Origin of the sequence: Pseudomonas sp., from assembly GCF_049590575.1 — a bacterium.
Lineage (GTDB): Bacteria > Pseudomonadota > Gammaproteobacteria > Pseudomonadales > Pseudomonadaceae > Aquipseudomonas.
Genome location: NZ_JBAWDE010000219.1, coordinates 1 through 22,806, shown reverse-complemented (window position 1 = coordinate 22,806; position 22,806 = coordinate 1). Strand labels below are relative to the sequence as shown.

Here is a 22,806-nt window from a genome sequence, read left to right as displayed (position 1 = left end):
GGCCTGGGCTGGCGCTGGCCGGCGCCGTTCGAGGCGGCGATCCCGGTGGACCTGCGCCTGCGCACCACCTCCAGCGGCTTGCAGGACGTGGGCACCCGCGATGGCCTGCGCATCATCGTGCAGGCCTATGTGGCGTGGCAGGTGCAGGGCGATGCCGACAATGTGCAGCGCTTTATGCGCGCGGTGCAGAACCAGCCGGATGAAGCGGCGCGGCAGATTCGCACCTTTGTCGGCTCGGCGTTGGAAACCACGGCGGCGAGTTTTGACCTGTCCAGCCTGATCAATACCGACGCCGGCCAAGTGCGTATCGCCGAGTTCGAGGCGCAACTGCGCGAGCAGATTGATCAACAATTGCTCACCACCTATGGCGTGCGTGTGGCGCAGGTGGGCGTCGAGCGGCTGACGTTGCCCTCGGTGACCCTCACCGCCACCGTCGACCGCATGCGCGCCGAGCGCGAAACCATCGCCACCGAACGTACTGCTGTGGGCAAGCGCGAGGCCGCGCAGATTCGCTCCGCCGCCGAGCGCGATGCACGCATCGTGCAGGCTGATGCCACGGTGAAAGCCGCCGACATCGAAGCGCAGTCGCGGGTCGAAGCCGCGCAGATCTATGGCCGTGCGTATGCGGGCAACCCGCAGCTGTACAACTTGCTGCGTTCGCTGGATACCCTGGGCACTGTGGTGACGCCGGGCACCAAGATCATCTTGCGCACCGATGCCGCGCCGTTTCGCGCGCTGGTGGACGGGCCGAAGGACGTTCAGCCATGAGCGAGCGTGACAGCCCGGACAGCCCGTGGATCCAGGCCGGGCGCCTGACTTTCCTGGCGCTGTACGCGGTGACCGTGTTGGCGGCGTTGGCCTGGGCGTTTTCCAATGTGCGCCAGATCGACCCGCAGAACCGCGCGGTGGTGTTGCACTTTGGCGCGCTGGACCGGATTCAAAATGCCGGGCTATTGCTGGCGTGGCCGCAACCCTTCGAACAGGTGGTGCTGCTGCCGGCGGCGGACCGTGTGATCGAGCGCCGGGTGGAAAACCTGCTGCGTTCCGACGCGGCGACCCAGGCCGACCGCGTTGCCACGTTTGCCGCGCCGTTGAGCGATGCGCTGGCCGGCTCCGGTTACCTGCTGACCGGCGATGCCGGGGTGGTGCAGCTGGATGTGCGGGTGTTCTACAAGGTCACCGAGCCCTACGCCTTTGTATTGCAGGGCGAACACGTGCTGCCGGCACTGGATCGCCTGGTGACCCGCAGCGCCGTGGCCCTGGCGGCAGCGCGGGATCTGGACACGATCCTGGTGGCACGCCCGGAACTGATCGGCACCGACAACGGCGCGGCTGAACGGCGTGAGCGGTTACGCGGCGATTTGGTGCGAGGCATTAACAAACACCTGATGGCGTTGACCTCCACCGGCTTGGGCTTGGGCATCGAAGTCACCCGCGTCGACGTGCAATCAAGCCTGCCGGGCCCGGCGGTGAATGCATTCAACGCGGTACTGACCGCCAGCCAGCAGGCCGACAAAGCCGTGGCCAACGCGCGCACCGACGCGGAAAAACTCACCCAGACCGCCAACCAGCAAGCCGACCGCCTGGTGCAAGTCGCCCACGCCCAGGCCAGCGAACGCCTGGCGAACGCCCAGGCGCAAACCGCCACGGTGGCCAGCCTCGCCCAGGTCAAAGACCCCGGTCTGCTGCTGCGGCTGTACCGCGAACGCTTGCCGAAGATTCTCGGCCAGGCCGGTTCGGTCACGACGGTCGACCCTAAAGACGACTCCCGCTTGATCATTCAGGGAGCCGAACAATGAGCGCGCCCATGCTGACCTCCGCCGAACAGCGCAGTGCTGCGCGGCAACTGACCCTGGCGATGCTGGCCCTGGGTGTACTGATGTTGGGGCTGGTATGGCGCTGGCTGGCGCCGGACCAGAACGGCGTGAGCCAATTGCTGCTGGGTTTCGCCTCGTTGCTGGTGGCCGTGCCGGTGATGCGCTCGGCCTGGTACAGCCTGCGTTTCCCCAGCCTGCATGGCATCACCGACCAACTGATCGCCCTGGCGATGATCGGCGCGTGGGCCACGGGCGACCTGCTGACCGCCGCGTTGCTGCCGATCATCATGATCTTCGGCCATGTGTTGGAAGAGCGCAGCGTGATCGGTTCCCAGGAGGCGATCCACGCCCTCGGCAAACTGACCCGCAGCCACGCGCGGAGGGTGCAGGCCGACGGCAGCATCCATGAAGTGGACAACGGCACGCTGAACACCGGCGACATCGTCGAAGTGCGCGCCGGTGATCGGGTGCCCGCCGATGGCGTGGTGCTGTCGGGCCAGGCCAGCCTGGACACGGCGCCGATCACCGGCGAGTCGGTGCCGCTGGAAGCCAGCGTGGGTGTGCAGGTGTTTGGTGGGGCGATCAACCTCGACGGCTTGCTGCGCCTTGAGGTGACCCGCACCGGCAATGAATCGACCCTGGGCAAAGTTATCGCGCTGATGCAGAACGCCGAGCGCTCCAAGCCGCCGATCACGCGGCTGCTGGAGCGTTACGCCGGCAGCTACAGGGTGCTGGTGCTGTTGCTGGCGGCGGTGACCTGGTTTGCGACCAACGACGCCCAGGCCATGTTGGCCGTGCTGGTGGCGGCGTGCCCGTGTGCGTTGGTGCTGTCGGCGCCGGCCACGGCAATTGCCGGGATTGCCGTAGCGGCGCGCCACGGGATTTTGATTCGCAGCTCGGCGTTCCTCGAAGAGCTGGCGGACCTGACCTCGCTGGTGGTCGACAAGACCGGCACCCTGACCTTTGGCACCCTGCGTTTGCAGTCCATCGAGACCACGGCGCCGGACCGCCAAGTGCTGCTGAACCTGGCGGCCAGCCTTGGTTCGGCCAGCAGCCACCCGGTCAGCCGCGCGTTGGCGGGGTTGGCGACTCAGGAACAGAGGCTGGCATTGACCGAGATCCGCGAGCGCCAAGGCCTGGGTGTCGTCGCCCAGACCGAGCAGGGCGAGGCGGCGCTGGGGCGGCCGGAGTTGTTCGCGCAACTGGGGATCGCCACCACTGGCGTGCCGAACCATGACGGCCCGATTGCCGGGCTGGCGTTGAACGGGCAATTCCTCGCCTGGTTGCTGCTGGCTGACAGCGTCAAGCCGGAAGCACGCCAGGCCCTTCAAGAATTGCGCGAGCTCGGCCTGGGTCGCCAACTGCTGCTGACCGGCGACCGCCAAAGCGTGGCCGACAGCCTGGCGCTGGACGTGGGCATCAGCAATGTCGAGGCCCAGGCCTTGCCGGAAGACAAGCTCAACCGCGTGTTGGGTGAAATCAGCAACGGCTTCCGGCCTATGGTGGTGGGCGATGGCATCAACGACTCCTTGGCGCTCAAGGCCGGTGTGGTCGGGGTGGCCATGGGCGCGGGCGGGGCGGACATTGCGTTGGCCTCGGCGGACGTGGTGCTGATCGGCAGCGACCTGCGCCGCCTGGGCACGTGCGTGCGCTTGAGTCGCCAGTGCCGGCACACGTTGCAGGTCAACGTGGTCATCGGCCTGGGCTGGACCTTGGCAATTGTAGTGTTTGCCGCGTTTGGCTGGCTGGGCGCTGCCGGGGCGATGATTGCGGCGGTGCTGCATAACCTCAGCACTTTGCTGGTACTGGGCAACGCCGGGCGTCTGCTGCGCTTTCAGGAGCCGTTGTTGAAGCTGGAGGAATGACGTTCGGTCGGGTTTGAGGGGTATAGAAGGAGGCTATTGAATCGATAGCCTCCTACTTTGTCTTAGGATGGTCTATCGTCACTGCAGACGTCTGAAACAAGGGGGGACTACTCATGCTCGCGCAACTTCCACCGGCCTTACAGAATCTTCAGCTACCGCTGCGTCTGCGACTCTGGGACGGCCATGAATTCAACTTGGGCCCCGAGCCCAGTGTGACCATCGTGGTGAAGGACCCCACGGTTGTGTCCAGGCTGACCCATCCCACCCTTGACTCGCTGGGTGAAGCCTTCGTCGAGGGCAAATTGGAGCTGGAAGGCTCTATTTCCGAAGTGATCCGAGTGTGTGACGAGCTGAGTCACGCTTTGATCGATGACGACGAGGGCAGCCGTCCGGTGCGCTCGATCCACGACAAGGCCACAGACGCAGCGGCTATTTCCTACCATTACGACCTGTCCAACGAGTTCTACCAGCTATGGCTGGACCAGGACATGGCGTATTCCTGCGGTTATTTCGAAACCGGCAGCGAGTCCATCGACCAGGCTCAACAAGACAAATTCCGCCACCTGTGCCGCAAGTTGCGCCTGCAGCCCGGTGAGTATTTGCTCGATGTGGGCTGCGGTTGGGGCGGGCTGGCGCGGTTTGCGGCGCGCGAGTTCGGTGTCAAGGTGTTTGGCATCACCCTGAGCAAAGAGCAGTTGGCGCTGGCCCGGGAACGGGTCAAGGCCGAGGGCCTGGAAGACCAGGTAGACCTGCAACTGCTGGACTACCGCGACCTGCCCCAGGACGGCCGTTTCGATAAAGTGGTGAGCGTGGGCATGTTTGAGCACGTCGGCCACGCCAACCTGGCGCAATACTGCAAAACCCTGTTCGGCGCGGTGCGTGAAGGCGGTCTGGTGATGAACCATGGGATTACCGCCAAGCATACCGACGGGCGCCCCGTGGGCCGTGGCGCCGGTGAGTTTATCGAACGTTATGTGTTCCCCAACGGCGAGCTGCCGCACCTGGCGATGATGACTGCTGAAATCAGTGAAGTCGGCCTGGAAGTGGTCGACGTTGAAAGCCTGCGCCTGCACTACGCGCGCACGCTGGACCATTGGAGCGAGCGCCTGGAAGACAATCTCGAGGCGGCGGCGAAGATGGTGCCGGCGCAAGCGTTGCGCATCTGGCGCCTGTACCTGGCCGGTTGCGCCTATGCGTTTGCCCGCGGCTGGATCAACCTGCACCAGATTCTGGCGGTAAAACCCCATGCCGATGGCAGCCATGAACTGCCGTGGACGCGCGAGGATATCTACCGCTGAATCCAAAAAATACGGCGGATCAAATGTGGGAGGGGGGCAAGCCTCCTCCTACTTTTTTGTGAGTTGTTTGTTAGAGAATCGGTGAAATAAGCCGCGCTACGCGCATGCCCAGTTGTTGCAGGCGGCGGGTCTCGCGGCTTTCTTCCTGGCTGACTTCATGGGCCAGGGTGAAGTCGTCCAGCAGCATCCGCTCGACTTCCTTGGCGAAGGCTTCGTCGACCGTCAGCAACATCACTTCGAAATTCAGCCGGAACGAGCGGTTGTCCATATTCGCACTGCCGATGGCGCTGATTTCGCTGTCCACCAACACCACCTTCTGATGCAAAAAGCCCGGCGTATAGCGGAACACACGCACCCCGGCGCGTACCGCTTCGATTGCATACAGGCTCGAGGCGGCATACACGATGCGGTGGTCGGGCCGCGAAGGCAGCAGCACACGCACGTCTACCCCGCGCAAAACCGCGAGGCGCAGGGCGGCAAACACGGCTTCGTCAGGGATGAAATACGGGCTGGTGATCCACACGCGTTCGGTCGCGGCATGGATCGCCTCGACAAAAAATAGCGAGCAGGTTTCATACGGATCGGCCGGGCCGCTGGAGAGTAATTGGCAGAGCACGCCGTCTTCGGGGTAGGCGTCCGGCAGGATCAGCGGCGGCAGCTCGCGCGCGGCCCAGAACCAGTCCTCGGCAAACGACTCCTGCAGGCACGCCACCACCGGGCCGGTGACCTGTACGTGAGTATCGCGCCACGGCGCCAGCGGTGGTTTTTTGCCCAGGTATTCATCGCCGACGTTATGCCCGCCGACAAACCCGGTGATGCCGTCCACCACCACGATCTTGCGGTGGTTGCGGAAGTTGACCTGGAACCGGTTGAGCCAGCCGCTGCGGGTGGCGAATGCTTTGACTTTGACGCCCGCGTCACGCAGCGATTGCACATACCGATGGGGCAGGGCGTGGCTGCCGATGCGGTCGTAGAGCACGTGAATATCCACGCCTTCAGCGGCTTTTTCCTTCAGCAAGGCGTGCAGCTGCCGACCGAGTTCATCGTCGTGGATGATGAAAAACTGGAACAGTACGGCAGTCTTGGCATTGCGAATGGCCTCGAAGATCGCGCCGAAGGTGGCGTCGCCATTAATCAGCAAACGCACTTCGTTGTTGGCCAGGCACGGCATGCGCCCGAGTTTGGGCATGGCGCGCAAGGACGCATAGGCGCTGGAGTTGCGCGCGGCCAAGGCTTCCTCGACCCACGGGCGCCAGTTCAGCTCGGTGATGGCGGTGTGCATTTCCTGGTTGGCCTGGCGCCGCGCCTGGATGTACGCGTCAAAGGTGCTGCGGCCGAAAATCAGGTAGGGGATCAGCGTGAGGTAGGGCATGAACATCAGCGACAAGGCCCAGGCAATCGAGCCTTGGGCGGTCCTGACGGTCAGCACCGCGTGGATCGCGGCGAGGCTGCCGAGAAAGTGCAGCGAGGCAATGAAGTAGGCGAGCAGGTGGGGGCCAAAAAAATCCATGAACGACATGACTCCAGACAATCCAGTGCCTAACAGACCATGTTCAGTGGGGAATGTCGCTATTTTATTTGCCGTGCAACACTGGCACTTTTGCGGCGTCTAACGCCCACAATTGCCCCAGGAGTTACCCGATGAATGCTCGTCTGCTAGGTTTGGCCATGGTTATTGGGTTGTCGCTGCCGGTGGCAGCACAGGCGCAGGTGCTGGCGCCGGGCTTGTGGGAATTGACCACCAGCAATATGAAAGTTGATAACCAGGACCTGCCGGACCTGTCGCTGATCCTCGGTCAGCTCAAGCAACAGATGACCCCGGAGCAGCGCGCGATGCTCGAAAAACAGGGCATCACCATGGCCGGCAAAGGCGTGCAGGTATGCCTTACACCGGCCCAGGTCGCCTCTGACTCGATCCCTCTGACCGACCCACAATCGGGCTGCAAACAGGAAGTCACCGACAAGACCGGCAACCAGTGGAAATTCCGCTTCAGCTGCCCGAAAGCCCAGGGCACCGGCGTTGCGACCTTCCAGAGCCAGAAGGAATTCACCACGACCGTCAACGGTACCTTCAATGCCACCGGCATTCAGCAGAAGGGCAGCCTGGACAGCCACGCGCAGTGGTTGGGCAACGATTGCGGTACGGTCAAGCCGCGCGCTTAACGCAGAAAATGCAACGGCAAACCCTGGCAGCTGTCGACGACCTGGCCGTTGTGCCAGGCCAGGTGGCCGGAGACCAGGGTGGTGCTCACGCTGTGCCGGAAGCTGCGTTCGGCAAATGGCGTCCAGCCGCAGCGCGCGAGGATCGGCTGGTTGCTGACCGGCTTGCCCGCAGGCTCGGGTTTGATCAACACCAGGTCGGCCCAATAGCCTTCACGCAGATAACCACGGTCCGGGATGGCAAACAGGTCGGCCACGCGATGGCTGGTTTTCGCCACCAGGGTGGTCAGGGGCAGCAGCCCGTAGGCCACCAACTCCAGCAGCGCCGGCAGCGCGTGCTGCACCAGCGGTAGGCCCGACGGCGCCTGCCGATACCCCAGCTGTTTTTGCGCCCAGGTATGCGGCGCATGGTCAGTGCCAATCACATCCAGACGATTACCCAGCAAGGCCAGGCGCAGGGCGTCGCGGTCGGCGCGGGTCTTGATCGCCGGGTTGCATTTGATCTGGTGGCCGAGGCGATGGTAGTCGCGGTCATCGAACAGCAGGTGGTGCACGCAGACTTCCGCGGTGATGCGTTTGTCTGCCAGTGGCTTGTCCTCGAACAGTTCCAGCTCGCGGGCGCTGGTCAGGTGCAGCACATGCAGGCGCGTACCCAAGCGCTGGGCCAATTCCACCGCGAAAGACGACGAGCGATAACACGCTTCGGCATCACGGATCAGCGGGTGGGCGACGGGCGGAATCTTGTCGCCAAAGCGCTCGCGCAGGCGCTGCTCGTTGGCCTGGATGCTCGGTGTGTGTTCGCAATGCGCCAGCAGAATGGTTGGCACCTCGGCAAACAGCCGCTCCAGAATCCGCGGGTCGTCCACCAGCATATTGCCGGTGGAAGCGCCCATGAACACTTTGACCCCGGCCACTGCGCCCGGGTCGAGGGCGGCAATGGTGTCGAGGTTGTCGTTGCTCACGCCAAAGTGAAAACCGTAGTTGGCCACCGAATGCAGGGCGGCGCGGCGTTTTTTATCGGCCAGGGCCTCCAGGGTTAATGTGGCCGGGTTGGTGTTGGGCATATCCATGAAACTGGTGATGCCACCGGCCACCGCTGCGCGCGACTCGCTGTAGAAACTGCCTTTGTCTGGCGCGCCGGGTTCGCGGAAATGCACTTGGTCATCGATCATGCCCGGCAGCAGCCACTGGCCCTGGGCGTCGATGGCCACGGGCGCGGTGCAATTCTCGATGCTGCTGGCGATCTTCTCGATACGGCCGTTGGCGATGAATACATCGGCGTCGAATTCCTGGCCCTCGTTGACCAGGCGGGCGTTGCGGATCAGCAAGCGGCTCATGGTTCAGAACTCGTTTTGCAGGGCTTTGTAACCGCGCACCAGGTCGACGTTGGTGCGCGCCACGTCTTCGGAAAACTCCGAGGCGCTGACACTCACCGGCGGGAATTGCGACAGGTCGGTATTCGGCCCGATGCGGGTGGTGGAGGGCACGTAGAACGCGGCGGGCAAGTCACGACCGTCGACCACCGAGTTGTGGCGCACCACGCAGCCGTCGCCCACGGCGCAGTTGAACAGCACGCTGTTGAAGCCGATGAACACGCGGTCGCCCACGGTGCAGGGCCCGTGGACGATGGAGCGGTGGGCGATGGAGGTAAATTCGCCGATGGTCACGGCGGCACCGGATTTGGAGTGGATGACCACGCCGTCCTGGATATTTGAGTTGGCGCCGATGGTGATCGGGTCCATGGCGCCGCTGGCATCGACTTCGTCGGCGCGGATCACCGCGTAAGGGCCGACGAACACGTTCTCGCCGATGATCACCTTGCCGCAGATGATCGCGGTTTTGTCGACGTAGGCCGATTCGGCAATGACCGGCAGATCGCCGGAAGGGTTCTTGCGGATCATGGCTTGCCCAGTGCGGCGCACAAGGTGTTGAGGTTGTACTCGAACAGCCCGGTGAACGTGCTGGCCGGGCCTTCGGCGGCCAGGGCATCGGAGTACAGCGTGCCGCCGATCTGCGCGCCGCTTTCGTCAGCGATTTGCTTGAGCAGGCGCGAGTCCTTGATGTTTTCCATGAACACCGCCTTGACCTTGTCCTTGCGGATCTGGGTGATCAGCGCGGCGACTTCGGCAGCCGAAGGTTCACGTTCGGTGGACAAGCCCTGCGGCGCCAGGAACTGAATGCCATAGGCCTGGCCCAGATAACCGAAGGCGTCATGGGAGGTAACGATGCGACGGTTGCCGGCCGGCAGCGCACCGAACTTGGTCTTGGCTTCGGCCAGCAGGCGGTAGATGTCCTTCAGGTACGCCTGGCTGTTGCGCTGGTAGTCGGCGGTGTTGGCCGGGTCGGCGGCCACCAGCGCCTTGGTGATGTTGTTCACGTAGATTTCGGCGTTGGCCAGGTTATGCCAGGCGTGAGGATCAGGGATGGTTTCGCCCTCTTCCTCCATGGTATGGGAAATCACGCCTTTGCTGGCGGTGACCACGGTGGCCTTGGTTTCGGTACTGGTCACCAGGCGGTCGAGCCAGGGCTCGAAACCGAGGCCGTTCTTGATGATGACCTTGGCCTTGAGCAACGCTTTGGCATCGTCCGGGCTCGGCTCGTAGGTATGCGCGTCGGCGTCGGGGCCGACCATGTTGCTGATCTGGATGTGATCGCCACCGATCTGGTGGGTGATGTCATCCAGAATACTGAAGCTGGTGACCACCTGGAGTTTGTCGGCGGCCTGCGCCGTTGATAACCACAGCACGAGACTGAACAGCACGAGTAGAGCGCGCATCGGGAAACACCTCATAGGGATGACAGCGAAGGCGGGCGGCGCAGCAACCCGTGCACCGGACCGAAGACCACGGACAGCAGGTATCCCGCGCCAGCCACCAGCACAATCGCCGGGCCGCTGGGCAGCGAGAAGTAGAACGACAGCAACAATCCAAACAACACCGACAGGCATCCCAGCACCGCCGATACCGCGATCAACACCGGCAGGCGCCGGCTCCAGAAGCGTGAGGCAATCGCCGGCAACATCATCAAACCCACCACCATCAGGGCGCCGATGGCCTGGAAGCCGATCACCAGGTTCAGCACCACCAGGGTCAGGAACAACCCGTGAGCCAACGGGCCGAGGCGGCTGACGGTTTGCAGGAACAGCGGGTCGAGGGTGTCCAGCAGCAGCGGTTTGTAGATCAACCCCATGGCGATCAGGCTGAACCCGGAGACCCAGAGCATGCCGGTCAGGGTGGTTTCATCCACCGCCAGGGCCGAGCCGAACAGCAGGTGCAGCAGGTCCAGGCGCTTGCCGGCGAGCCCCAGGATCAATACGCCAGCCGCCAGGGAAATGGGGTAGATGGCGGCGAGGCTGGCGTCTTCACGCAGGCCGGTGCGGCGGGTGATCCATGCCGACAAACCGGCCATGCCCAAGCCGGCGCCGAGGCCGCCGAGGGTCAGCGCGGGCAGGCTGAGCCCGGCGAACCAGAAGCCCAGTGCCGCGCCGGGCAGGATGCCGTGGGCCACGGCGTCACCGATCAGGCTCATGCGCCGCAGAATCAGGAACACCCCCAGCGGCGCGGTGCTGCAGGCGAGTACCAGCCCGCCGATCAGCGCACGGCGCATAAACACGAAGTCGAGGAACGGCATCCACAGGTGAGCGGCGAAATGCATCAGGCCACCTGCATTTGCGGTTGCGGGCGGATCAGTTCTTTACTCAGGCCGAACAGGCAGCCGCTGCTTTTGATCTGCAGCACGTGCTCGGTGTGCTGGCGTACGGACGCGAGGTCATGGCAGACCACGACCAGCGTGCGGCCGGCGTCGTGCCAGGCGTGGATATGTTTCCAGCACAGCGCCTGGCCTTCTTCGTCGAGGGCGGCGTGGGGTTCGTCGAGCAGCAAGACCGGCGCTTCGGCCAGGCTCATGCGCGCTAACAGGGCGCGTTGCAGTTCGCCGCCGGACAAGGCCATCAACGGGCGGTGTTCCAGGCCGCTGAGGCGCCAGTCATTGAGGACTGCTTGCAGGCGTTCGCGGCGTTGGTCAGGGCTGAGTTGGGTGCCCCAGAAACCGGCGGCGACCAGCTCTTGCAGGCTGATCGGAAACTGGCGATCCAGGTGCTGTTGCTGAGGCAGAAATGACAGCCCACCTCGGCGAGGAACCTCCACGCTGACCTTTCCCGCCAGCGGTTTTTGCAAGCCGGCGATGACTTTGAGCAGGCTGCTTTTGCCAGTGCCGTTGGCGCCGATGATGCCCGTGAGGCTGCCTTTTTCCAGGGTGAAATCCACGGCGGGGGTCAGGGGGTGGCCGGGGGCGCCCCAGCGCAAAGCGGTGCAGGTGATCATGCAGAGTGTCTCGTCCAGCGGCTTTCAGCCACGGCATCATGCGCGTGCAGGCTTTCGGCGTGGATCACTTTGAGGTGGAAGGCGTTGACGGCATCCGAGCGTTTCAAGGCGAGGTTCAGGCGGCGGGCGGCGTCTTCGCAGAACATCAGGTTCTGCCCATTGGCCAGGGCGAAGGCTTGTTCGTCCGCACGTTTCACGGCGGTTTGCACGGCAGTGCCGAGGGCGGCTTCGACGCTGTCGATCAGGTCGGTAAAGGGCAGGGTAGGCTGACTGGCATTCAATTCAACCCGCACCTGCGCGCTGCTGCGCTGGCTGTGGGGCGTGGCGACGATGCCGTTGGCGCTGCCGAGCCAGGTCAGCACGTGTTCATGCTGCAACGGCGTGTTAGCGAAATCTTGAAGAAATTGCTGCTGAATCAACTGCCTGGCGAGGGCAGCAGAGCAAGGGCAGGTTGAAGAATAAGTAACGTCAATTTTTAGTTCCACGTGGAACATCTGGTTTTCCAGGCGTGCCTCAATGCTCACCGGGTAGCTTTTCCAGCCAGCCAGCGGGCTGACCAACGCCGGGCGTTTCAGCAACAGGTCGGTGTGGATTCGCAGGTAGGCGTTCTTAGATAAATCTTCATGACTCTGGAGAAAACGCTGCAGTACATTGCGCAGAAGTGCAGGCGTAAGGGGCTGCTGCTCGAGCATTTCCAGCGCCAGGTACAGGCGTGACATATGAATGCCACGGGCGGTGCCATCGTCCAGGCTCACGCCGGCATCGGCGGTGGCGTTCAGGCGCTGGCCGTCGATGAGGATCGGCAAGGCGATGCCGCACATACCCACCCAGTCGAGTGGCAAGGCTTGGCGTGAAGCCTGCGCGGCAATATCCGGCAGAGTCAGCGCATTCATGGGCAGGTCCGTCGTTGGAAATAAAAAGACATGTTATATTATAACTATTGAGCCGACGATGATTTTTCTGCGCCAGCCTTCTTTCAGTCATGTCGAGTAGGGACGCTCCTCCATTTGCGGTATCTGTATGCACAGACGTCAGCTTCTAAACCTGCTTCTGGCCAGCCCTCTGTTCACTTTGCCCTTCACCGCGTCGGCCACGCAGATTCGCAATGCGCGCCTGTGGCGCTCGGACGACAAACTGCGGTTGGTGTTCGACCTGAGCGGGCCGGTGCACTACAAAACCTTTTCGCTGGGCGCGCCCGACCGCCTGATCATCGACCTGAGTGGCGCCGGGCTCAGCGGTGACTTCTCGCAGTTGATGCTCAAGGGCAGCGGGATTACGGCGATCCGCTCCGGGCATTTCGGCAAGGACGATACGCGCATCGTGCTGGACCTGGCCGCGCCGATGCAGCTCAACAGCTTTCTATTGCCGCCCCAGGATGGCCAGGGCCATCGCCTGGTGCTGGACCTGAGCAACGCCACCCAGGCACCTCGCCAAATCGCGGCTGAGCCTGCTGCGCCGGTGGACAAGGCGCATCCCAAGCGCGACATCATCGTGGTGGTCGACCCCGGCCACGGTGGCAAGGACCCCGGCGCGGTCGGCTCCAAGGGCCAGCGCGAAAAAGACGTGGTGCTGTCGATTGCCCAACTGTTGGCCAAACGCTTGAAACGCGAAAAGGGTTTTGATGTGAAGCTGGTGCGCAACGACGACTTCTTTGTGCCACTGCGCAAGCGCGTGGAAATCGCCCACAAACACAATGCCGACATGTTTATCTCGGTGCATGCGGACGCTGCGCCACGGATCACCGCGTCGGGCGCTTCGGTGTATGCCTTGTCTGAAGGCGGCGCCACATCCGCGACGGCGCGGTTCATGGCGCAACGCGAAAACGGCGCCGACCTGCTGGGTGCTACCAGCCTGCTGAACCTCAAGGACAAGGACCCGATGCTCGCCGGGGTGATTCTCGACATGTCGATGAACGCCACCATCGCCTCCAGCCTGCAACTGGGCAGCTCGATCCTGGGCAGCCTGGAAGGGATTACGTCGCTGCATCAGAAACGCGTGGAGCAGGCCGGTTTTGCGGTGCTCAAGTCACCGGATGTGCCGTCGATCCTGGTGGAAACCGGGTTTATCTCCAACGCTCGGGACAGCGCGCGGCTGGTCACGGCGCGTCATCAACAGGCGGTTGCGGACGGGCTGTTCGAAGGGTTGAAACAGTATTTCCAGAAGAACCCGCCGATGAACAGCTACATGGCCTGGGTGCAGGAACAGCAGAGTGGCCAGGTCTAACAGCCGGTCATCCGGCTGCAAGTGAACTTGGCGCTGGCGCCGCCCGAACTGGAAAACCGGTTCAGGGTGGTCCAGCCCACCCGCCGCGTGTAGCCGACCCACGCCTCGCCGTCCGACGCCAACCCGGTAAAGAACGTCAGTTGCCCGTAGCGGCTGTTGGTCTGTGCCCAGTAGCGTTTGCCGATCACCTCGAAGCCGCGCAAATACGTGGTACTGCCAACCGTCGCCACGCTGTACGCATTGCCCAGCGGGTCTACACACGCCAGCAGGGTGGCGCTGCGCGTGCAGTTGGCCAACAGGCTCGGCGCCTGCGCGCAGGCCGGTCCTGCCGCTGCCAATAGCACGGCGCACACCAGATATTTCATAGGGTTTCTCGGGGTTGGAAGGTGTTCAAGCATTGCGCCCTTCGTCGTGACGAGCAAGGGGGGATTGGCTTATTTGTATTGTTATACTATAACATAAATACAAAGCCTGGCTGAACCGGGCAGCCTGATGAGAATGACCTGATGCCCAATCGTCTCCCCGTTACTGTGTTATCCGGCTTTCTCGGTGCCGGTAAAAGCACGCTGCTCAACTACGTTCTACGCAACCGCGACAACCTGCGGGTGGCGGTGATCGTGAATGACATGAGCGAAATCAACATCGACGGCAGCGAAGTACAGCGCGACGTCACCCTCAACCGCTCGGAAGAAAAACTGGTGGAGATGAGCAACGGCTGCATTTGCTGCACCTTGCGTGAAGACTTGCTGGAAGAGGTCGGAAAACTCGCCAAGGAAGGTCGGTTTGATTACCTGTTGATCGAGTCCACCGGTATTTCCGAACCCTTGCCCGTGGCTGAAACCTTCACCTTTCGCGACGAGAACGAGCAAAGCCTGGCCGATATCGCACGCCTGGACACCATGGTCACCGTGGTCGACGGCATGAACTTTCTGCTCGACTACCAGGCCGCCGAAAGCCTGGCCTCGCGGGGCGAAACCCTTGGCGAAGAGGACGAGCGCTCGATCACCGACCTGCTGATCGAGCAGATCGAGTTCGCCGATGTGATCCTGATCAGCAAGATTGACCTGATCAGCAGCCATGAGCGCGAGGAACTGATGGCGATCCTGGAACGCTTGAATGCCCAGGCGGAAATTATCCCGATGGTCATGGGCGAAGTGCCGCTGGACAAGATCCTCAACACCGGCCGCTTCGACTTCGAACGCGCGGCCCAGGCGCCGGGCTGGCTGCGGGAGCTGCGTGGCGAACATGTGCCGGAGACCGAGGAGTACGGTATTGCCTCCACTGCCTACCGCGCGCGCCGCCCGTTTCATCCGCAGCGCTTCTTCGACTTTATCGACCGCCCGTGGGTCAACGGCAAACTGCTGCGTTCCAAGGGTTTCTTCTGGCTGGCCAGCAAGCACCAGGACGCGGGCAGTTGGTCCCAGGCCGGTGGTTTGATGCGCCACGGGTTTGCCGGGCGCTGGTGGCGTTTTGTGCCGAAAAACCAGTGGCCGCAGGACGAAGAGAGCGTGGCGGCGATTATGGGGAACTGGCAGCTGAGCACCGGTGATTGCCGCCAGGAATTGGTATTTATCGGGCAAAACATCGACTTTGCGCAGATGCGTACCGAACTCGACGCCTGTTTGCTCACCGACCAGGAAATGGCCCTGGGCGTTGAGGGTTGGCGCGCCATGGCCGACCCCTTTGGCGCCTGGTATGAAGAGGCCGCCGCCTGATGCTCGCACCAGTGATTCCCCTGCGCCCGGTAATCCGCCAAACCCGCGGCGAAACCCCGCTGGCCCTCTCCGATATTCTCGAAGATGGCGTCAACCTGGCGCTGTGGCAGCGGCAATTGCCGCTGCACATCGCCGAATTCGGCGCGCTGCTGGTGGCGCTCAATGAGCCTTTGGCCGAGTCCCTGGTGGTCGAGCTGGACAGCGATGACGCTGAACCGAATTTGCACGGACTGGCCGCCAGCTGTCGTGACCTTGAAGGTTATGAAGGGTTTATCGCCGATGTGTCATGGCTGGTCAGCGCGTTTGCCTGCCTGCTCGGCGCCAAGCGCATCGGCCTGCGTTTGCGGCTGTTGGACAAGGCCATGTGCCCGCGTTTTCACGTGGACCATGTGCCGGTACGGCTGATCACCACTTATGCCGGCATCGGCAGCCAGTGGTTGCGTGAAGGTGTGATGGACCGCCGCACACTGAGCCAGCCCGACGCCGAGCCCACCCAGCGCATCGAGCAGATCGGTTGCGGCGAAGTGGCCTTGTTCAAGGGCACAAAATGGCAGGGCAATGAAGGCCACGGCTTGATCCACCGCTCGCCAGCCCTGAAGGCAGATGAGCGCCGCCTGATTCTGACGCTGGATTGGTTGGCTTAACCGAGTAGGATCAAGCGTTCTACACGGCCCGAATGATGCCCCCTATGCTGCAGAACATTCCCACCCACGTGATTGCGGGGCCCTTGGGCGCCGGCAAGACCAGCCTGATCAGGCACCTGCTCGCCCAACGCCCGGCCAACGAGCGCTGGGCGGTGTTGATCAACGAGTTCGGGCAGATCGGCCTGGACGCCGCGCTGCTGACCCTGGATGACGACGGCATTGCCCTGGGTGAAGTCGCCGGCGGCTGCCTGTGTTGTGTGAACGGTGCGCCGTTCCAGGTCGGCCTCGGCCGCCTGTTGCGTAAGGCCCGACCGGACCGGCTGTTTATCGAGCCCTCGGGCCTGGGGCACCCGGCGCAATTGCTCAAGCAACTGCGCGAAGCACCCTGGCAGAGTGTGCTGGCGGTTCAGCCTTGCGTGCTGGTGTTGGACGCCCAAGCCCTGGCGGCGGGCAAACCCTTGCCGCACGCACAGCAGGCGGCGCTGGCCAGTGCCGGGCTGTTGATACTCAACAAGGAAGAAGGGCTGGACGCCCCGCAGCGCCAGGCGATCGAGCGACAGTTGCCGGATTGCCCGGTGTATTGGACCCGCCAGGCGCAATTGCCGCTCGGCCGTTTGCCGGGCTTGAACGCGCGGGGCAACGCAGCTGTGGATAACCTCGACGTGCCCAAAGGCTTGGCGCAGATGCCTGCCATCTGGACCGATCCTGCGCAGCCCATCTGCCTCAGCCAAGCCCAGGAAGGCGGCTGGAGTATCGGCTGGCGCTGGCACCCCAGCCAGCAATTCGATACCCGGCGCCTGCGCGATTGGCTGGCAAGCCTGGACTGGCGCCGCGCCAAGCTGGTTATCCACAGCGTCGATGGCTGGGTCAGCGCCAACGCTGTGGATAACAGCCCGCTTGCCTGGCAAACCAGCGAATGGCGGCGTGATTCCCGGATTGAATTAATCTTCAACGCGCCACAGGACGTAGCTACGTTACAGGCCGCTCTGGCAGCCTGCCGTCAGTGACGGTTCTTGGTCGCGTGGTCCTGGCGCCACTGGCTGAGTTCGATCACTTCGGCGCTGGGCAGCGGGGTTTTGATCTCGAACGGGTAGGGCGCCAGCTCGATCTGCGCACTGTGCGCGCCAAATTGGGTGATGGTCCCCGGATGACGGGTCTCGCCGGTCACGGTGAATTCGAAATTGTAGACGCGCGCCAAGCGCCGCCGGCCGTTGGCGTCCTTCACAAAACCGATGCGCTTGAGCGCCACTGCACCGTCAAGCAGCTCGATATCCAGCTTGGCGCAATGCTGCTTGACCCGCTCCAGCGCGCGCTCGCGCAGGCCGTGGTTATGCCATACCCAGGCGGCGCCGGTCGCCAGCAGCATCAACACGAAGATGTTTCCCAGGGTCAGCATGCGATGAACTCCAACAAAGTGAGAGCAGCTTAACTGTGTCGCTGGCCTGTCGTACAGGCTGCGTTTAGTCGCATACTGCGCGGCCAGAATTTCAACGGCTTTACGGAAATCCCCTGCATGAAACGCACACCTCATCTGCTTGCGATCCAGTCTCATGTGGTTTTCGGCCACGCCGGAAACAGCGCCGCCGTGTTCCCCATGCAGCGCGTCGGGGTGAACGTCTGGCCGCTCAACACGGTGCAGTTCTCCAACCACACCCAGTATGGCCAGTGGGCAGGCGAAGTGTTGGCACCGCAGCAGATTCCTGCGTTGGTGGAAGGCATCGCCGCGATTGGCGAGCTGGGCAACTGCGATGCGGTGCTGTCCGGCTACCTCGGCAGTGCCGACCAGGGGCGGGCGATCCTCACCGGCGTGGCGCGGATCAAGGCCACCAACCCCAAGGCCCTATACCTGTGCGACCCGGTGATGGGCCACCCGGAAAAAGGCTGCATCGTGCCCCAGGAGGTCAGTGATTTCCTGTTGGAGGAGGCGGCGGCCATGGCCGATTTCCTCTGCCCCAACCAGCTGGAGCTGGACAGTTTTGCCGGGCGCAAGCCGCAATCGCTGTTCGACTGCCTGGCGATGGCCAAGGCGTTGCTGGCGCGCGGACCCAAGGCGGTATTGGTCAAGCATCTGGATTACCCGGGCAAGCTGGCGGATGGCTTCGAAATGTTGCTGGTGACCGCCGATGGCAGCTGGCACTTGCGTCGACCACTGCTGGCGTTCCCGCGTCAACCAGTGGGCGTGGGCGACCTGACCTCGGGGTTGTTCCTGGCGCGGGTGCTGTTGGGGGACAGTCTGCTGGCAGCCTTCGAGTTTACCGCGGCAGCCGTGCACGAAGTGCTACTCGAAACCCAGGCCTGCGCCAGTTACGAGCTGGAGCTGGTGCGCGCTCAGGACCGGATTGCTCATCCTCGCGTGCGTTTCGAGGCGACACCGATCAGCTTTTGAGGATTAGTCCGATTGAGCACCGCCAGGGGCGCCCCTAGGCTCGCGGGTTTTTGGCCCCTTGTGCTCAGTGAGGAAGATCATGTTGCGTACGTCTTGGCGGTTTGCTGCGCTGGGCTTGGCATTGCTGCTGGGTGGTTGCAACCCCGAAGGTGATAACCCGCACCGCGCAGCCTTGATTGACCAAGCCATTGAGGCCAGTGTGCAGACGATCAAGCGCCGTGAGCCGCAGCCGGTTGATCGCGAGCCGATGTCGCCGCAACTGCTGGACGAGTTCGTCGCCGACCGCAAGCTTTTGATGGGGACATTGACTCTGCCGCAGGATTACTGGGACCAGTATCGACAGAACTACCAGTTGCTGCGTGGCGACATCCTGACGCGTCAGGAGCGCGCGCTTGAGTTACTCCAGCAGCAGTTGCGTGTGTACCTGCGGGAAACAGGCAGTCCTGGCGTACCTTCAAGTGTCATGGAGCAGTACTACCGTGACGCCAATGAGTCCGTCGGCAGAGAAAACATCGAAAATCACGTGAAGCGCATGATCCAGCTGGATCAGCGCTTCGACGTGTGCGCTCGCTTTCCTCTTTGCGCGCAAGAATAAACCTTACGGCGCTTCGGCCTTGATTTCCTGGTAACGCTTCTCCAGCTCCTGACGGATCTGCCGGCGCTGCTGCGCCTGCACGAACCGGCGCTTGTCTTCACTGTTATGCGGTTGCAGCGGTGGCACGGCGGCGGGTTTGCGCTGGTCGTCCACGGCCACCATGGTGAAGAAGCAGCTGTTGGTATGGCGGACCGAGCGCTCGCGGATGTTCTCGGTCACCACCTTGATGCCGACTTCCATCGACGTATTGCCGGTGTAGTTGACCGACGCGAGGAAAGTCACCAGCTCGCCGACATGGATCGGCTCGCGAAAAATCACCTGGTCGACCGACAACGTGACGACATAACGGCCGGCATAACGGCTCGCGCACGCGTAGGCGACTTCGTCGAGGTACTTGAGCAGGGTGCCGCCGTGGACATTGCCTGAGAAGTTGGCCATGTCTGGGGTCATCAATACCGTCATCGACAGCTGGGCGTTTCCGGGTTCCATAGCACACTCACGGGTTGTAGGCATTGGTGGGGGAGGCACCTCTGCGGGTGCTGAAGTCTTTGCAGGGCCATCCCTAACGGGACGCCGGCGGACGGCTTGCCGTCACGCGCGCGCGGATCTGTTTCCATATATTGCACCGGCTTTCAGCTGGAAGTCGCGGTGTTAACCTTCAAACGCCCGTCTCAGGGCATTTCTTACGATCAAGGCAGACTTTTCCTTTCGTTCTTTGCGACCGTTCCAGGGCGCGGGCGGAAGTGGGAAAAGCGCCAGTACCCTCAAGGAGCCCCTCGCCATGCACGCCATCAGCTTTATCCAGGACCTGGCCGTGATCATGTTGGTGGCCGGGGTTGTCACCATCCTGTTTCACCGCCTCAAGCAACCCGTGGTGCTGGGGTATATCGTCGCCGGCTTCATTATCGGCCCCCACACCCCGCCATTCGGCCTGATTCACGACGAAGACACCATCAAGACGCTCGCCGAATTGGGGGTGATTTTTCTGATGTTCTGCCTGGGCCTGGAGTTCAGCCTGCGCAAGCTGTTCAAGGTCGGCGCCACAGCGTTTATCGCCGCCTTCCTGGAAATCATCCTGATGATCTGGATCGGCTACGAAATCGGCCGCTGGTTCGACTGGAACACCATGGACTCGCTGTTCCTCGGCGCGATCCTGGCGATTTCCTCGACCACCATCATCGTCAAGGCGCTCAATGACCTGAAGATGAAAAACCAGCGTTTCGCCCAGCTGATTTTTGGCGTGCTGATTGTCGAAGACATTCTGGGTATCGGCATCATCGCCTTGCTGTCGAGCATTGCCGTCAGTGGCACGGTCAGCTCCGGCGAGGTGTTCTCCACGGTCGGCAAGCTCTCGCTGTTCATGATTGTCGCGCTGGTGATCGGCATTTTGCTGGTGCCGCGCCTGCTGGCCTACGTGGCCAAATTCGAAAGCAACGAAATGCTGCTGATCACCGTGCTGGGCCTGTGTTTCGGCTTCTGCCTGCTGGTGGTCAAGCTGGAATACAGCATGGTGCTGGGGGCCTTCCTGATCGGCGCGATCATGGCTGAATCCCGGCAGCTGGTTAAGATCGAACGTCTGATCGAACCGGTTCGCGACATGTTCAGCGCGATCTTCTTTGTCGCCATCGGCTTGATGATCGACCCACAGATCCTGCTGCAATACGCCTGGCCGATCGCGGTGATAACGGTGGCGGTGGTGCTGGGCAAGATGCTGTCCTGCGGCCTGGGCGCATTTATCGCCGGCAACGATGGCCGAACCTCACTGCGTGTGGGTATGGGGCTGTCACAAATTGGCGAATTTTCTTTCATCATCGCAGCGTTGGGCATGACCTTGCAGGTGACCAGCGACTTCCTCTATCCGGTCGCCGTGGCGGTGTCGGCGATCACCACGTTGCTCACGCCTTACCTGATTCGCGGCGCCGACCCGTTGTCGTTGAAGATTGCGGCCGTGATGCCCAAGCGCATGAGCCGGGTGTTCGGCATGTATGGGGAATGGCTGCGCAGTATTCAGCCCCAGGGCGAAGGCGCGATGCTCGCGTCGATGATCCGCAAGATCATCCTGCAAGTCGGGGTGAACCTGGCGCTGGTGGTGGCGATCTTCTTTGCCGGCAGTTACTTCGCGGCGCGTATCGGTGGGTATCTTGAGGGCTGGATCAGTGATCCAAGCTGGCAGAAGGCGCTGATCTGGGGCGGGGCATTGTTGTTATCGCTGCCGTTTTTGATTGCGGCGTACCGCAAGCTCAAGGCGCTGTCGATGCTGCTGGCAGAGATGAGCGTGAAGCCGGAGATGGCCGGGCGGCATACTCAGCGTGTGCGACGGGTGATCGCCGAGCTGATCCCGATTTTGTCGCTGCTGGTGATTTTCCTGCTCTTGGCAGCCTTGTCGGCCAGTATTCTGCCGACCAACAAGTTGCTGGTGCTGATCGCGGTGGTCACGGCGGCGGTGGCGGCGGTGCTCTGGCGGTGGTTCATCCGCGTGCATACGCGGATGCAGGTCGCCTTGCTGGAGACACTGGATAACCACAAGGATACGCCGGAGCACTAGCGGCCTGGGTGCGGGGCTCAGCTTTCCAGCCAGACGTCCCGTGCCCAGTGCCAGACCGACTCCCAGGACTCTTCGGTGACGAGTTCTTCTTCGCCCGACCACAGCACCACGGTGCCGTCTTCTTCGACGCAGTAGTAATCGTCACCGTCCTGGCAGATCGGGATCAGCTCGCGCGGCACGCCGATATCCCAGGCCGAGGCGGCGACTTCCGGCAGGTAAGTGTGGGAACCCGGATCAGTGATGGTCACCGGCTCCAGGCTGCCGTAGACCACGTCGCTGACAGTCAGCAGGAACTCCTTGAAGACAAACGGGATGTTGATGAACAGCTGTTCCTCGACTTCCACCAGTTGGTCTTCGTCAGGCAGTTCCAGAGGAACCGGGACCGGTTCGTTGGCTTCACGCAATTGTTCGATGACTTCTTCCACGGCCGGGATCCTCTTGCTAGATGGCGCGGTTTATAGGGGCGTTTTATACAGTAGCTCGCTATAAGTGCAACCGTGAAATAGAAAACCCCGGAACATGTCCGGGGTTTTTATTACCAACTGCTCAAACGCGCAGCTATCAGCCGTTCTGGCGGATACCGGCGACCAACCATGGCTGGTTGTCGCCTTGGGCACGTTCCATGTTCCAGCTTTCGCTGAACACTTCACCCTGGTCGAAACGCGAAGTTTTCGACACGCCGCTGAAGGTCAAAGTTGCAATGGTCTTGTCGGCGCGATCATCCACACCTTCCAGCTGGACGCGCAGGTCGTCGATGTAGGTCGACTGGAACGCATCGCCGATCTCGGCGCGTTCGCGCTTGAGGAACTCCAGCAGTTGTGGGGTCACGAACTCGGAGATCTTGTCCATTTCATTGGCGTCCCAGTGCTGCTGCAGGGACTGGAAGTGGCTGCGGGCCGCTTCGACAAAGCGCTCTTCGTTGAACCAGGCCGGTGCATTGATCACCGGGCGGGCAGCAGCCGGGGCTGCCGAACCACCGAAGATCGAACCCATGGCTGGTTTCTGCTCGAACACTTCACGTTGCATCGGCGCGCCGGCTGGAGCCATGTGCTCCTGCTGCTTGCGTCGACGGGCGGCGATAAAGCGGAAGATCACGAAGGCGATTACCGCCAGGATCAGGATGTCGAAGATCTGCATGCCCTGGAAGCCGCCGCCCATAAACATGGAAGCGAGCAGGCCACCGGCGGCGATGCCGGCCAGAGGGCCCAACCAGCGCGAAGCACCGCCGGCCTTGGC

General features: G+C 62.5%; 24 protein-coding genes. 12 read left to right on the top strand and 12 right to left on the bottom strand.

The genetic code is table 11. The features are described from left to right. From WBR57_RS14640 to cfaB, 4 genes are all read left to right on the top strand, one after another. On the top strand, positions 1-768 hold a 768-nt coding region (locus WBR57_RS14640; protein WP_424084429.1), incomplete at its 5' end, for an SPFH domain-containing protein. Then, on the top strand, positions 765-1,799 hold the full coding sequence (gene hflK, locus WBR57_RS14635) for a protease modulator HflK (protein WP_424084428.1): 1,035 nt from the start codon (positions 765-767) through the stop codon (positions 1,797-1,799). The genes WBR57_RS14640 and hflK, both read left to right, overlap by 4 nt. Next, positions 1,796-3,682 (top strand): cation-translocating P-type ATPase, encoded by a 1,887-nt coding sequence (locus WBR57_RS14630; RefSeq protein WP_424084427.1) that lies wholly within the window; start codon positions 1,796-1,798, stop codon positions 3,680-3,682. The genes hflK and WBR57_RS14630 overlap by 4 nt, the downstream gene beginning before the upstream one ends. Positions 3,683-3,795: 113 nt before the next feature. After that, on the top strand, positions 3,796-4,980 hold the full coding sequence (cfaB, locus tag WBR57_RS14625) for a C17 cyclopropane fatty acid synthase CfaB (RefSeq protein WP_424084426.1): 1,185 nt from the start codon (positions 3,796-3,798) through the stop codon (positions 4,978-4,980). A gap of 70 nt (positions 4,981-5,050) precedes the next feature. On the opposite strand, the gene cls is transcribed toward cfaB, so the two are convergent. Further along, positions 5,051-6,490: a cardiolipin synthase gene (gene cls / locus WBR57_RS14620; RefSeq protein WP_424084425.1), complete on the bottom strand. Its 1,440-nt coding sequence runs from the start codon at positions 6,488-6,490 to the stop codon at positions 5,051-5,053. Between the two features lie 131 nt (positions 6,491-6,621). Between cls and WBR57_RS14615 the strand changes: the two genes are divergently transcribed. Beyond that, positions 6,622-7,143 carry a DUF3617 domain-containing protein gene (locus WBR57_RS14615; RefSeq protein WP_424084424.1) on the top strand — a complete coding sequence of 174 codons (522 nt, stop codon included), beginning with the start codon at positions 6,622-6,624 and terminating at the stop codon, positions 7,141-7,143. On the opposite strand, the gene WBR57_RS14610 is transcribed toward WBR57_RS14615, so the two are convergent. From WBR57_RS14610 to folE2, 6 genes are read right to left on the bottom strand one after another with little or no spacing between them, the layout of a single operon-like run. Next, positions 7,140-8,477, bottom strand: a complete 1,338-nt coding sequence (locus WBR57_RS14610) for a dihydroorotase (RefSeq protein ID WP_424084423.1) — start codon at positions 8,475-8,477, stop codon at positions 7,140-7,142. The genes WBR57_RS14615 and WBR57_RS14610 overlap by 4 nt on opposite strands. Positions 8,478-8,480: 3 nt before the next feature. Continuing rightward, entirely contained in the window at positions 8,481-9,041 is a 561-nt protein-coding gene (locus WBR57_RS14605; protein WP_005792581.1) for a DapH/DapD/GlmU-related protein, read from the bottom strand. Next, positions 9,038-9,916 carry a metal ABC transporter substrate-binding protein gene (locus WBR57_RS14600; RefSeq protein ID WP_424084422.1) on the bottom strand — a complete coding sequence of 293 codons (879 nt, stop codon included), beginning with the start codon at positions 9,914-9,916 and terminating at the stop codon, positions 9,038-9,040. Before WBR57_RS14600 ends, WBR57_RS14605 begins: the two co-directional genes overlap by 4 nt. A gap of 11 nt (positions 9,917-9,927) precedes the next feature. Beyond that, on the bottom strand, positions 9,928-10,794 hold the full coding sequence (locus WBR57_RS14595; protein WP_424084421.1) for a metal ABC transporter permease: 867 nt from the start codon (positions 10,792-10,794) through the stop codon (positions 9,928-9,930). Continuing rightward, a complete protein-coding gene (locus WBR57_RS14590; RefSeq protein WP_424084420.1) occupies positions 10,794-11,462 on the bottom strand; it encodes a metal ABC transporter ATP-binding protein in 669 nt (222 codons plus the stop codon). The genes WBR57_RS14595 and WBR57_RS14590 overlap by 1 nt, the downstream gene beginning before the upstream one ends. Next, positions 11,459-12,355, bottom strand: coding sequence for a GTP cyclohydrolase FolE2 (gene folE2 / locus WBR57_RS14585; protein WP_424084419.1), 897 nt, complete (start codon positions 12,353-12,355; stop codon positions 11,459-11,461). Before folE2 ends, WBR57_RS14590 begins: the two co-directional genes overlap by 4 nt. Positions 12,356-12,482: 127 nt before the next feature. On the opposite strand from folE2, the gene WBR57_RS14580 reads away from it, so the two are divergent. Beyond that, the gene (locus tag WBR57_RS14580; protein ID WP_424084418.1) at positions 12,483-13,685 is read left to right on the top strand and encodes an N-acetylmuramoyl-L-alanine amidase; all 1,203 of its coding nucleotides are present in this window, start codon (positions 12,483-12,485) and stop codon (positions 13,683-13,685) included. On the opposite strand, the gene WBR57_RS14575 is transcribed toward WBR57_RS14580, so the two are convergent. After that, positions 13,682-14,050: a glutamine synthetase gene (locus tag WBR57_RS14575; RefSeq protein WP_424084417.1), complete on the bottom strand. Its 369-nt coding sequence runs from the start codon at positions 14,048-14,050 to the stop codon at positions 13,682-13,684. The two genes, WBR57_RS14580 and WBR57_RS14575, sit on opposite strands and share 4 nt — an antisense overlap. A gap of 141 nt (positions 14,051-14,191) precedes the next feature. Between WBR57_RS14575 and zigA the strand changes: the two genes are divergently transcribed. From zigA to WBR57_RS14560, 3 genes are read left to right on the top strand one after another with little or no spacing between them, the layout of a single operon-like run. Then, complete coding sequence (gene zigA, locus WBR57_RS14570; protein WP_424084416.1) at positions 14,192-15,400, top strand: zinc metallochaperone GTPase ZigA; 1,209 nt, start codon at positions 14,192-14,194, stop codon at positions 15,398-15,400. Beyond that, positions 15,400-16,044 (top strand): DUF1826 domain-containing protein, encoded by a 645-nt coding sequence (locus WBR57_RS14565; protein ID WP_424084415.1) that lies wholly within the window; start codon positions 15,400-15,402, stop codon positions 16,042-16,044. Before zigA ends, WBR57_RS14565 begins: the two co-directional genes overlap by 1 nt. Before the next feature lie 44 nt (positions 16,045-16,088). Then, positions 16,089-17,051 carry a CobW family GTP-binding protein gene (locus WBR57_RS14560; protein WP_424084414.1) on the top strand — a complete coding sequence of 321 codons (963 nt, stop codon included), beginning with the start codon at positions 16,089-16,091 and terminating at the stop codon, positions 17,049-17,051. Here WBR57_RS14560 and WBR57_RS14555 read toward each other — a convergent pair. After that, positions 17,045-17,440: a DUF3301 domain-containing protein gene (locus tag WBR57_RS14555; protein WP_122716332.1), complete on the bottom strand. Its 396-nt coding sequence runs from the start codon at positions 17,438-17,440 to the stop codon at positions 17,045-17,047. The two genes, WBR57_RS14560 and WBR57_RS14555, sit on opposite strands and share 7 nt — an antisense overlap. A gap of 117 nt (positions 17,441-17,557) precedes the next feature. Between WBR57_RS14555 and pdxY the strand changes: the two genes are divergently transcribed. After that, positions 17,558-18,430, top strand: coding sequence for a pyridoxal kinase PdxY (gene pdxY, locus WBR57_RS14550; protein WP_424084413.1), 873 nt, complete (start codon positions 17,558-17,560; stop codon positions 18,428-18,430). A 79-nt stretch (positions 18,431-18,509) separates the two neighbouring features. Next, on the top strand, positions 18,510-19,025 hold the full coding sequence (locus tag WBR57_RS14545) for a hypothetical protein (RefSeq protein WP_424084412.1): 516 nt from the start codon (positions 18,510-18,512) through the stop codon (positions 19,023-19,025). Positions 19,026-19,028: 3 nt separating this feature from the next. Here WBR57_RS14545 and WBR57_RS14540 read toward each other — a convergent pair whose 3' ends face one another. Beyond that, a complete protein-coding gene (locus WBR57_RS14540; protein ID WP_424084411.1) occupies positions 19,029-19,514 on the bottom strand; it encodes an acyl-CoA thioesterase in 486 nt (161 codons plus the stop codon). A gap of 292 nt (positions 19,515-19,806) precedes the next feature. On the opposite strand from WBR57_RS14540, the gene WBR57_RS14535 reads away from it, so the two are divergent. Beyond that, positions 19,807-21,570, top strand: a complete 1,764-nt coding sequence (locus WBR57_RS14535; RefSeq protein ID WP_424084410.1) for a cation:proton antiporter — start codon at positions 19,807-19,809, stop codon at positions 21,568-21,570. A gap of 17 nt (positions 21,571-21,587) precedes the next feature. Here the strand turns inward: WBR57_RS14535 and WBR57_RS14530 are convergent, their stop codons facing one another. Together WBR57_RS14530 and WBR57_RS14525 are read right to left on the bottom strand one after the other, a co-directional pair. Next, positions 21,588-21,995, bottom strand: coding sequence for an SMI1/KNR4 family protein (locus WBR57_RS14530; protein ID WP_424084409.1), 408 nt, complete (start codon positions 21,993-21,995; stop codon positions 21,588-21,590). Positions 21,996-22,131: 136 nt separating this feature from the next. Then, a partial coding sequence (locus WBR57_RS14525; RefSeq protein WP_424084408.1) for a Tim44 domain-containing protein occupies positions 22,132-22,806 on the bottom strand: 675 nt, incomplete at its 5' end.

Coding starts and splice junctions, on each gene's coding strand:
- WBR57_RS14580 (WP_424084418.1), top strand. CDS start 12,483: ATGCACAGACGTCAGCTTCTAAACCTGCTTCTGGCCAGCCCTCTGTTC.
- hflK (WP_424084428.1), top strand. CDS start 765: ATGAGCGAGCGTGACAGCCCGGACAGCCCGTGGATCCAGGCCGGGCGC.
- folE2 (WP_424084419.1), bottom strand. CDS start 12,355: ATGAATGCGCTGACTCTGCCGGATATTGCCGCGCAGGCTTCACGCCAA.
- WBR57_RS14590 (WP_424084420.1), bottom strand. CDS start 11,462: ATGATCACCTGCACCGCTTTGCGCTGGGGCGCCCCCGGCCACCCCCTG.
- WBR57_RS14605 (WP_005792581.1), bottom strand. CDS start 9,041: ATGATCCGCAAGAACCCTTCCGGCGATCTGCCGGTCATTGCCGAATCG.
- WBR57_RS14600 (WP_424084422.1), bottom strand. CDS start 9,916: ATGCGCGCTCTACTCGTGCTGTTCAGTCTCGTGCTGTGGTTATCAACG.
- WBR57_RS14575 (WP_424084417.1), bottom strand. CDS start 14,050: ATGAAATATCTGGTGTGCGCCGTGCTATTGGCAGCGGCAGGACCGGCC.
- WBR57_RS14630 (WP_424084427.1), top strand. CDS start 1,796: ATGAGCGCGCCCATGCTGACCTCCGCCGAACAGCGCAGTGCTGCGCGG.
- WBR57_RS14545 (WP_424084412.1), top strand. CDS start 18,510: ATGTTGCGTACGTCTTGGCGGTTTGCTGCGCTGGGCTTGGCATTGCTG.
- pdxY (WP_424084413.1), top strand. CDS start 17,558: ATGAAACGCACACCTCATCTGCTTGCGATCCAGTCTCATGTGGTTTTC.
- WBR57_RS14540 (WP_424084411.1), bottom strand. CDS start 19,514: ATGGAACCCGGAAACGCCCAGCTGTCGATGACGGTATTGATGACCCCA.
- cls (WP_424084425.1), bottom strand. CDS start 6,490: ATGGATTTTTTTGGCCCCCACCTGCTCGCCTACTTCATTGCCTCGCTG.
- WBR57_RS14610 (WP_424084423.1), bottom strand. CDS start 8,477: ATGAGCCGCTTGCTGATCCGCAACGCCCGCCTGGTCAACGAGGGCCAG.
- zigA (WP_424084416.1), top strand. CDS start 14,192: ATGCCCAATCGTCTCCCCGTTACTGTGTTATCCGGCTTTCTCGGTGCC.
- WBR57_RS14615 (WP_424084424.1), top strand. CDS start 6,622: ATGAATGCTCGTCTGCTAGGTTTGGCCATGGTTATTGGGTTGTCGCTG.
- WBR57_RS14560 (WP_424084414.1), top strand. CDS start 16,089: ATGCTGCAGAACATTCCCACCCACGTGATTGCGGGGCCCTTGGGCGCC.
- WBR57_RS14565 (WP_424084415.1), top strand. CDS start 15,400: ATGCTCGCACCAGTGATTCCCCTGCGCCCGGTAATCCGCCAAACCCGC.
- WBR57_RS14555 (WP_122716332.1), bottom strand. CDS start 17,440: ATGCTGACCCTGGGAAACATCTTCGTGTTGATGCTGCTGGCGACCGGC.
- WBR57_RS14535 (WP_424084410.1), top strand. CDS start 19,807: ATGCACGCCATCAGCTTTATCCAGGACCTGGCCGTGATCATGTTGGTG.
- cfaB (WP_424084426.1), top strand. CDS start 3,796: ATGCTCGCGCAACTTCCACCGGCCTTACAGAATCTTCAGCTACCGCTG.
- WBR57_RS14595 (WP_424084421.1), bottom strand. CDS start 10,794: ATGCATTTCGCCGCTCACCTGTGGATGCCGTTCCTCGACTTCGTGTTT.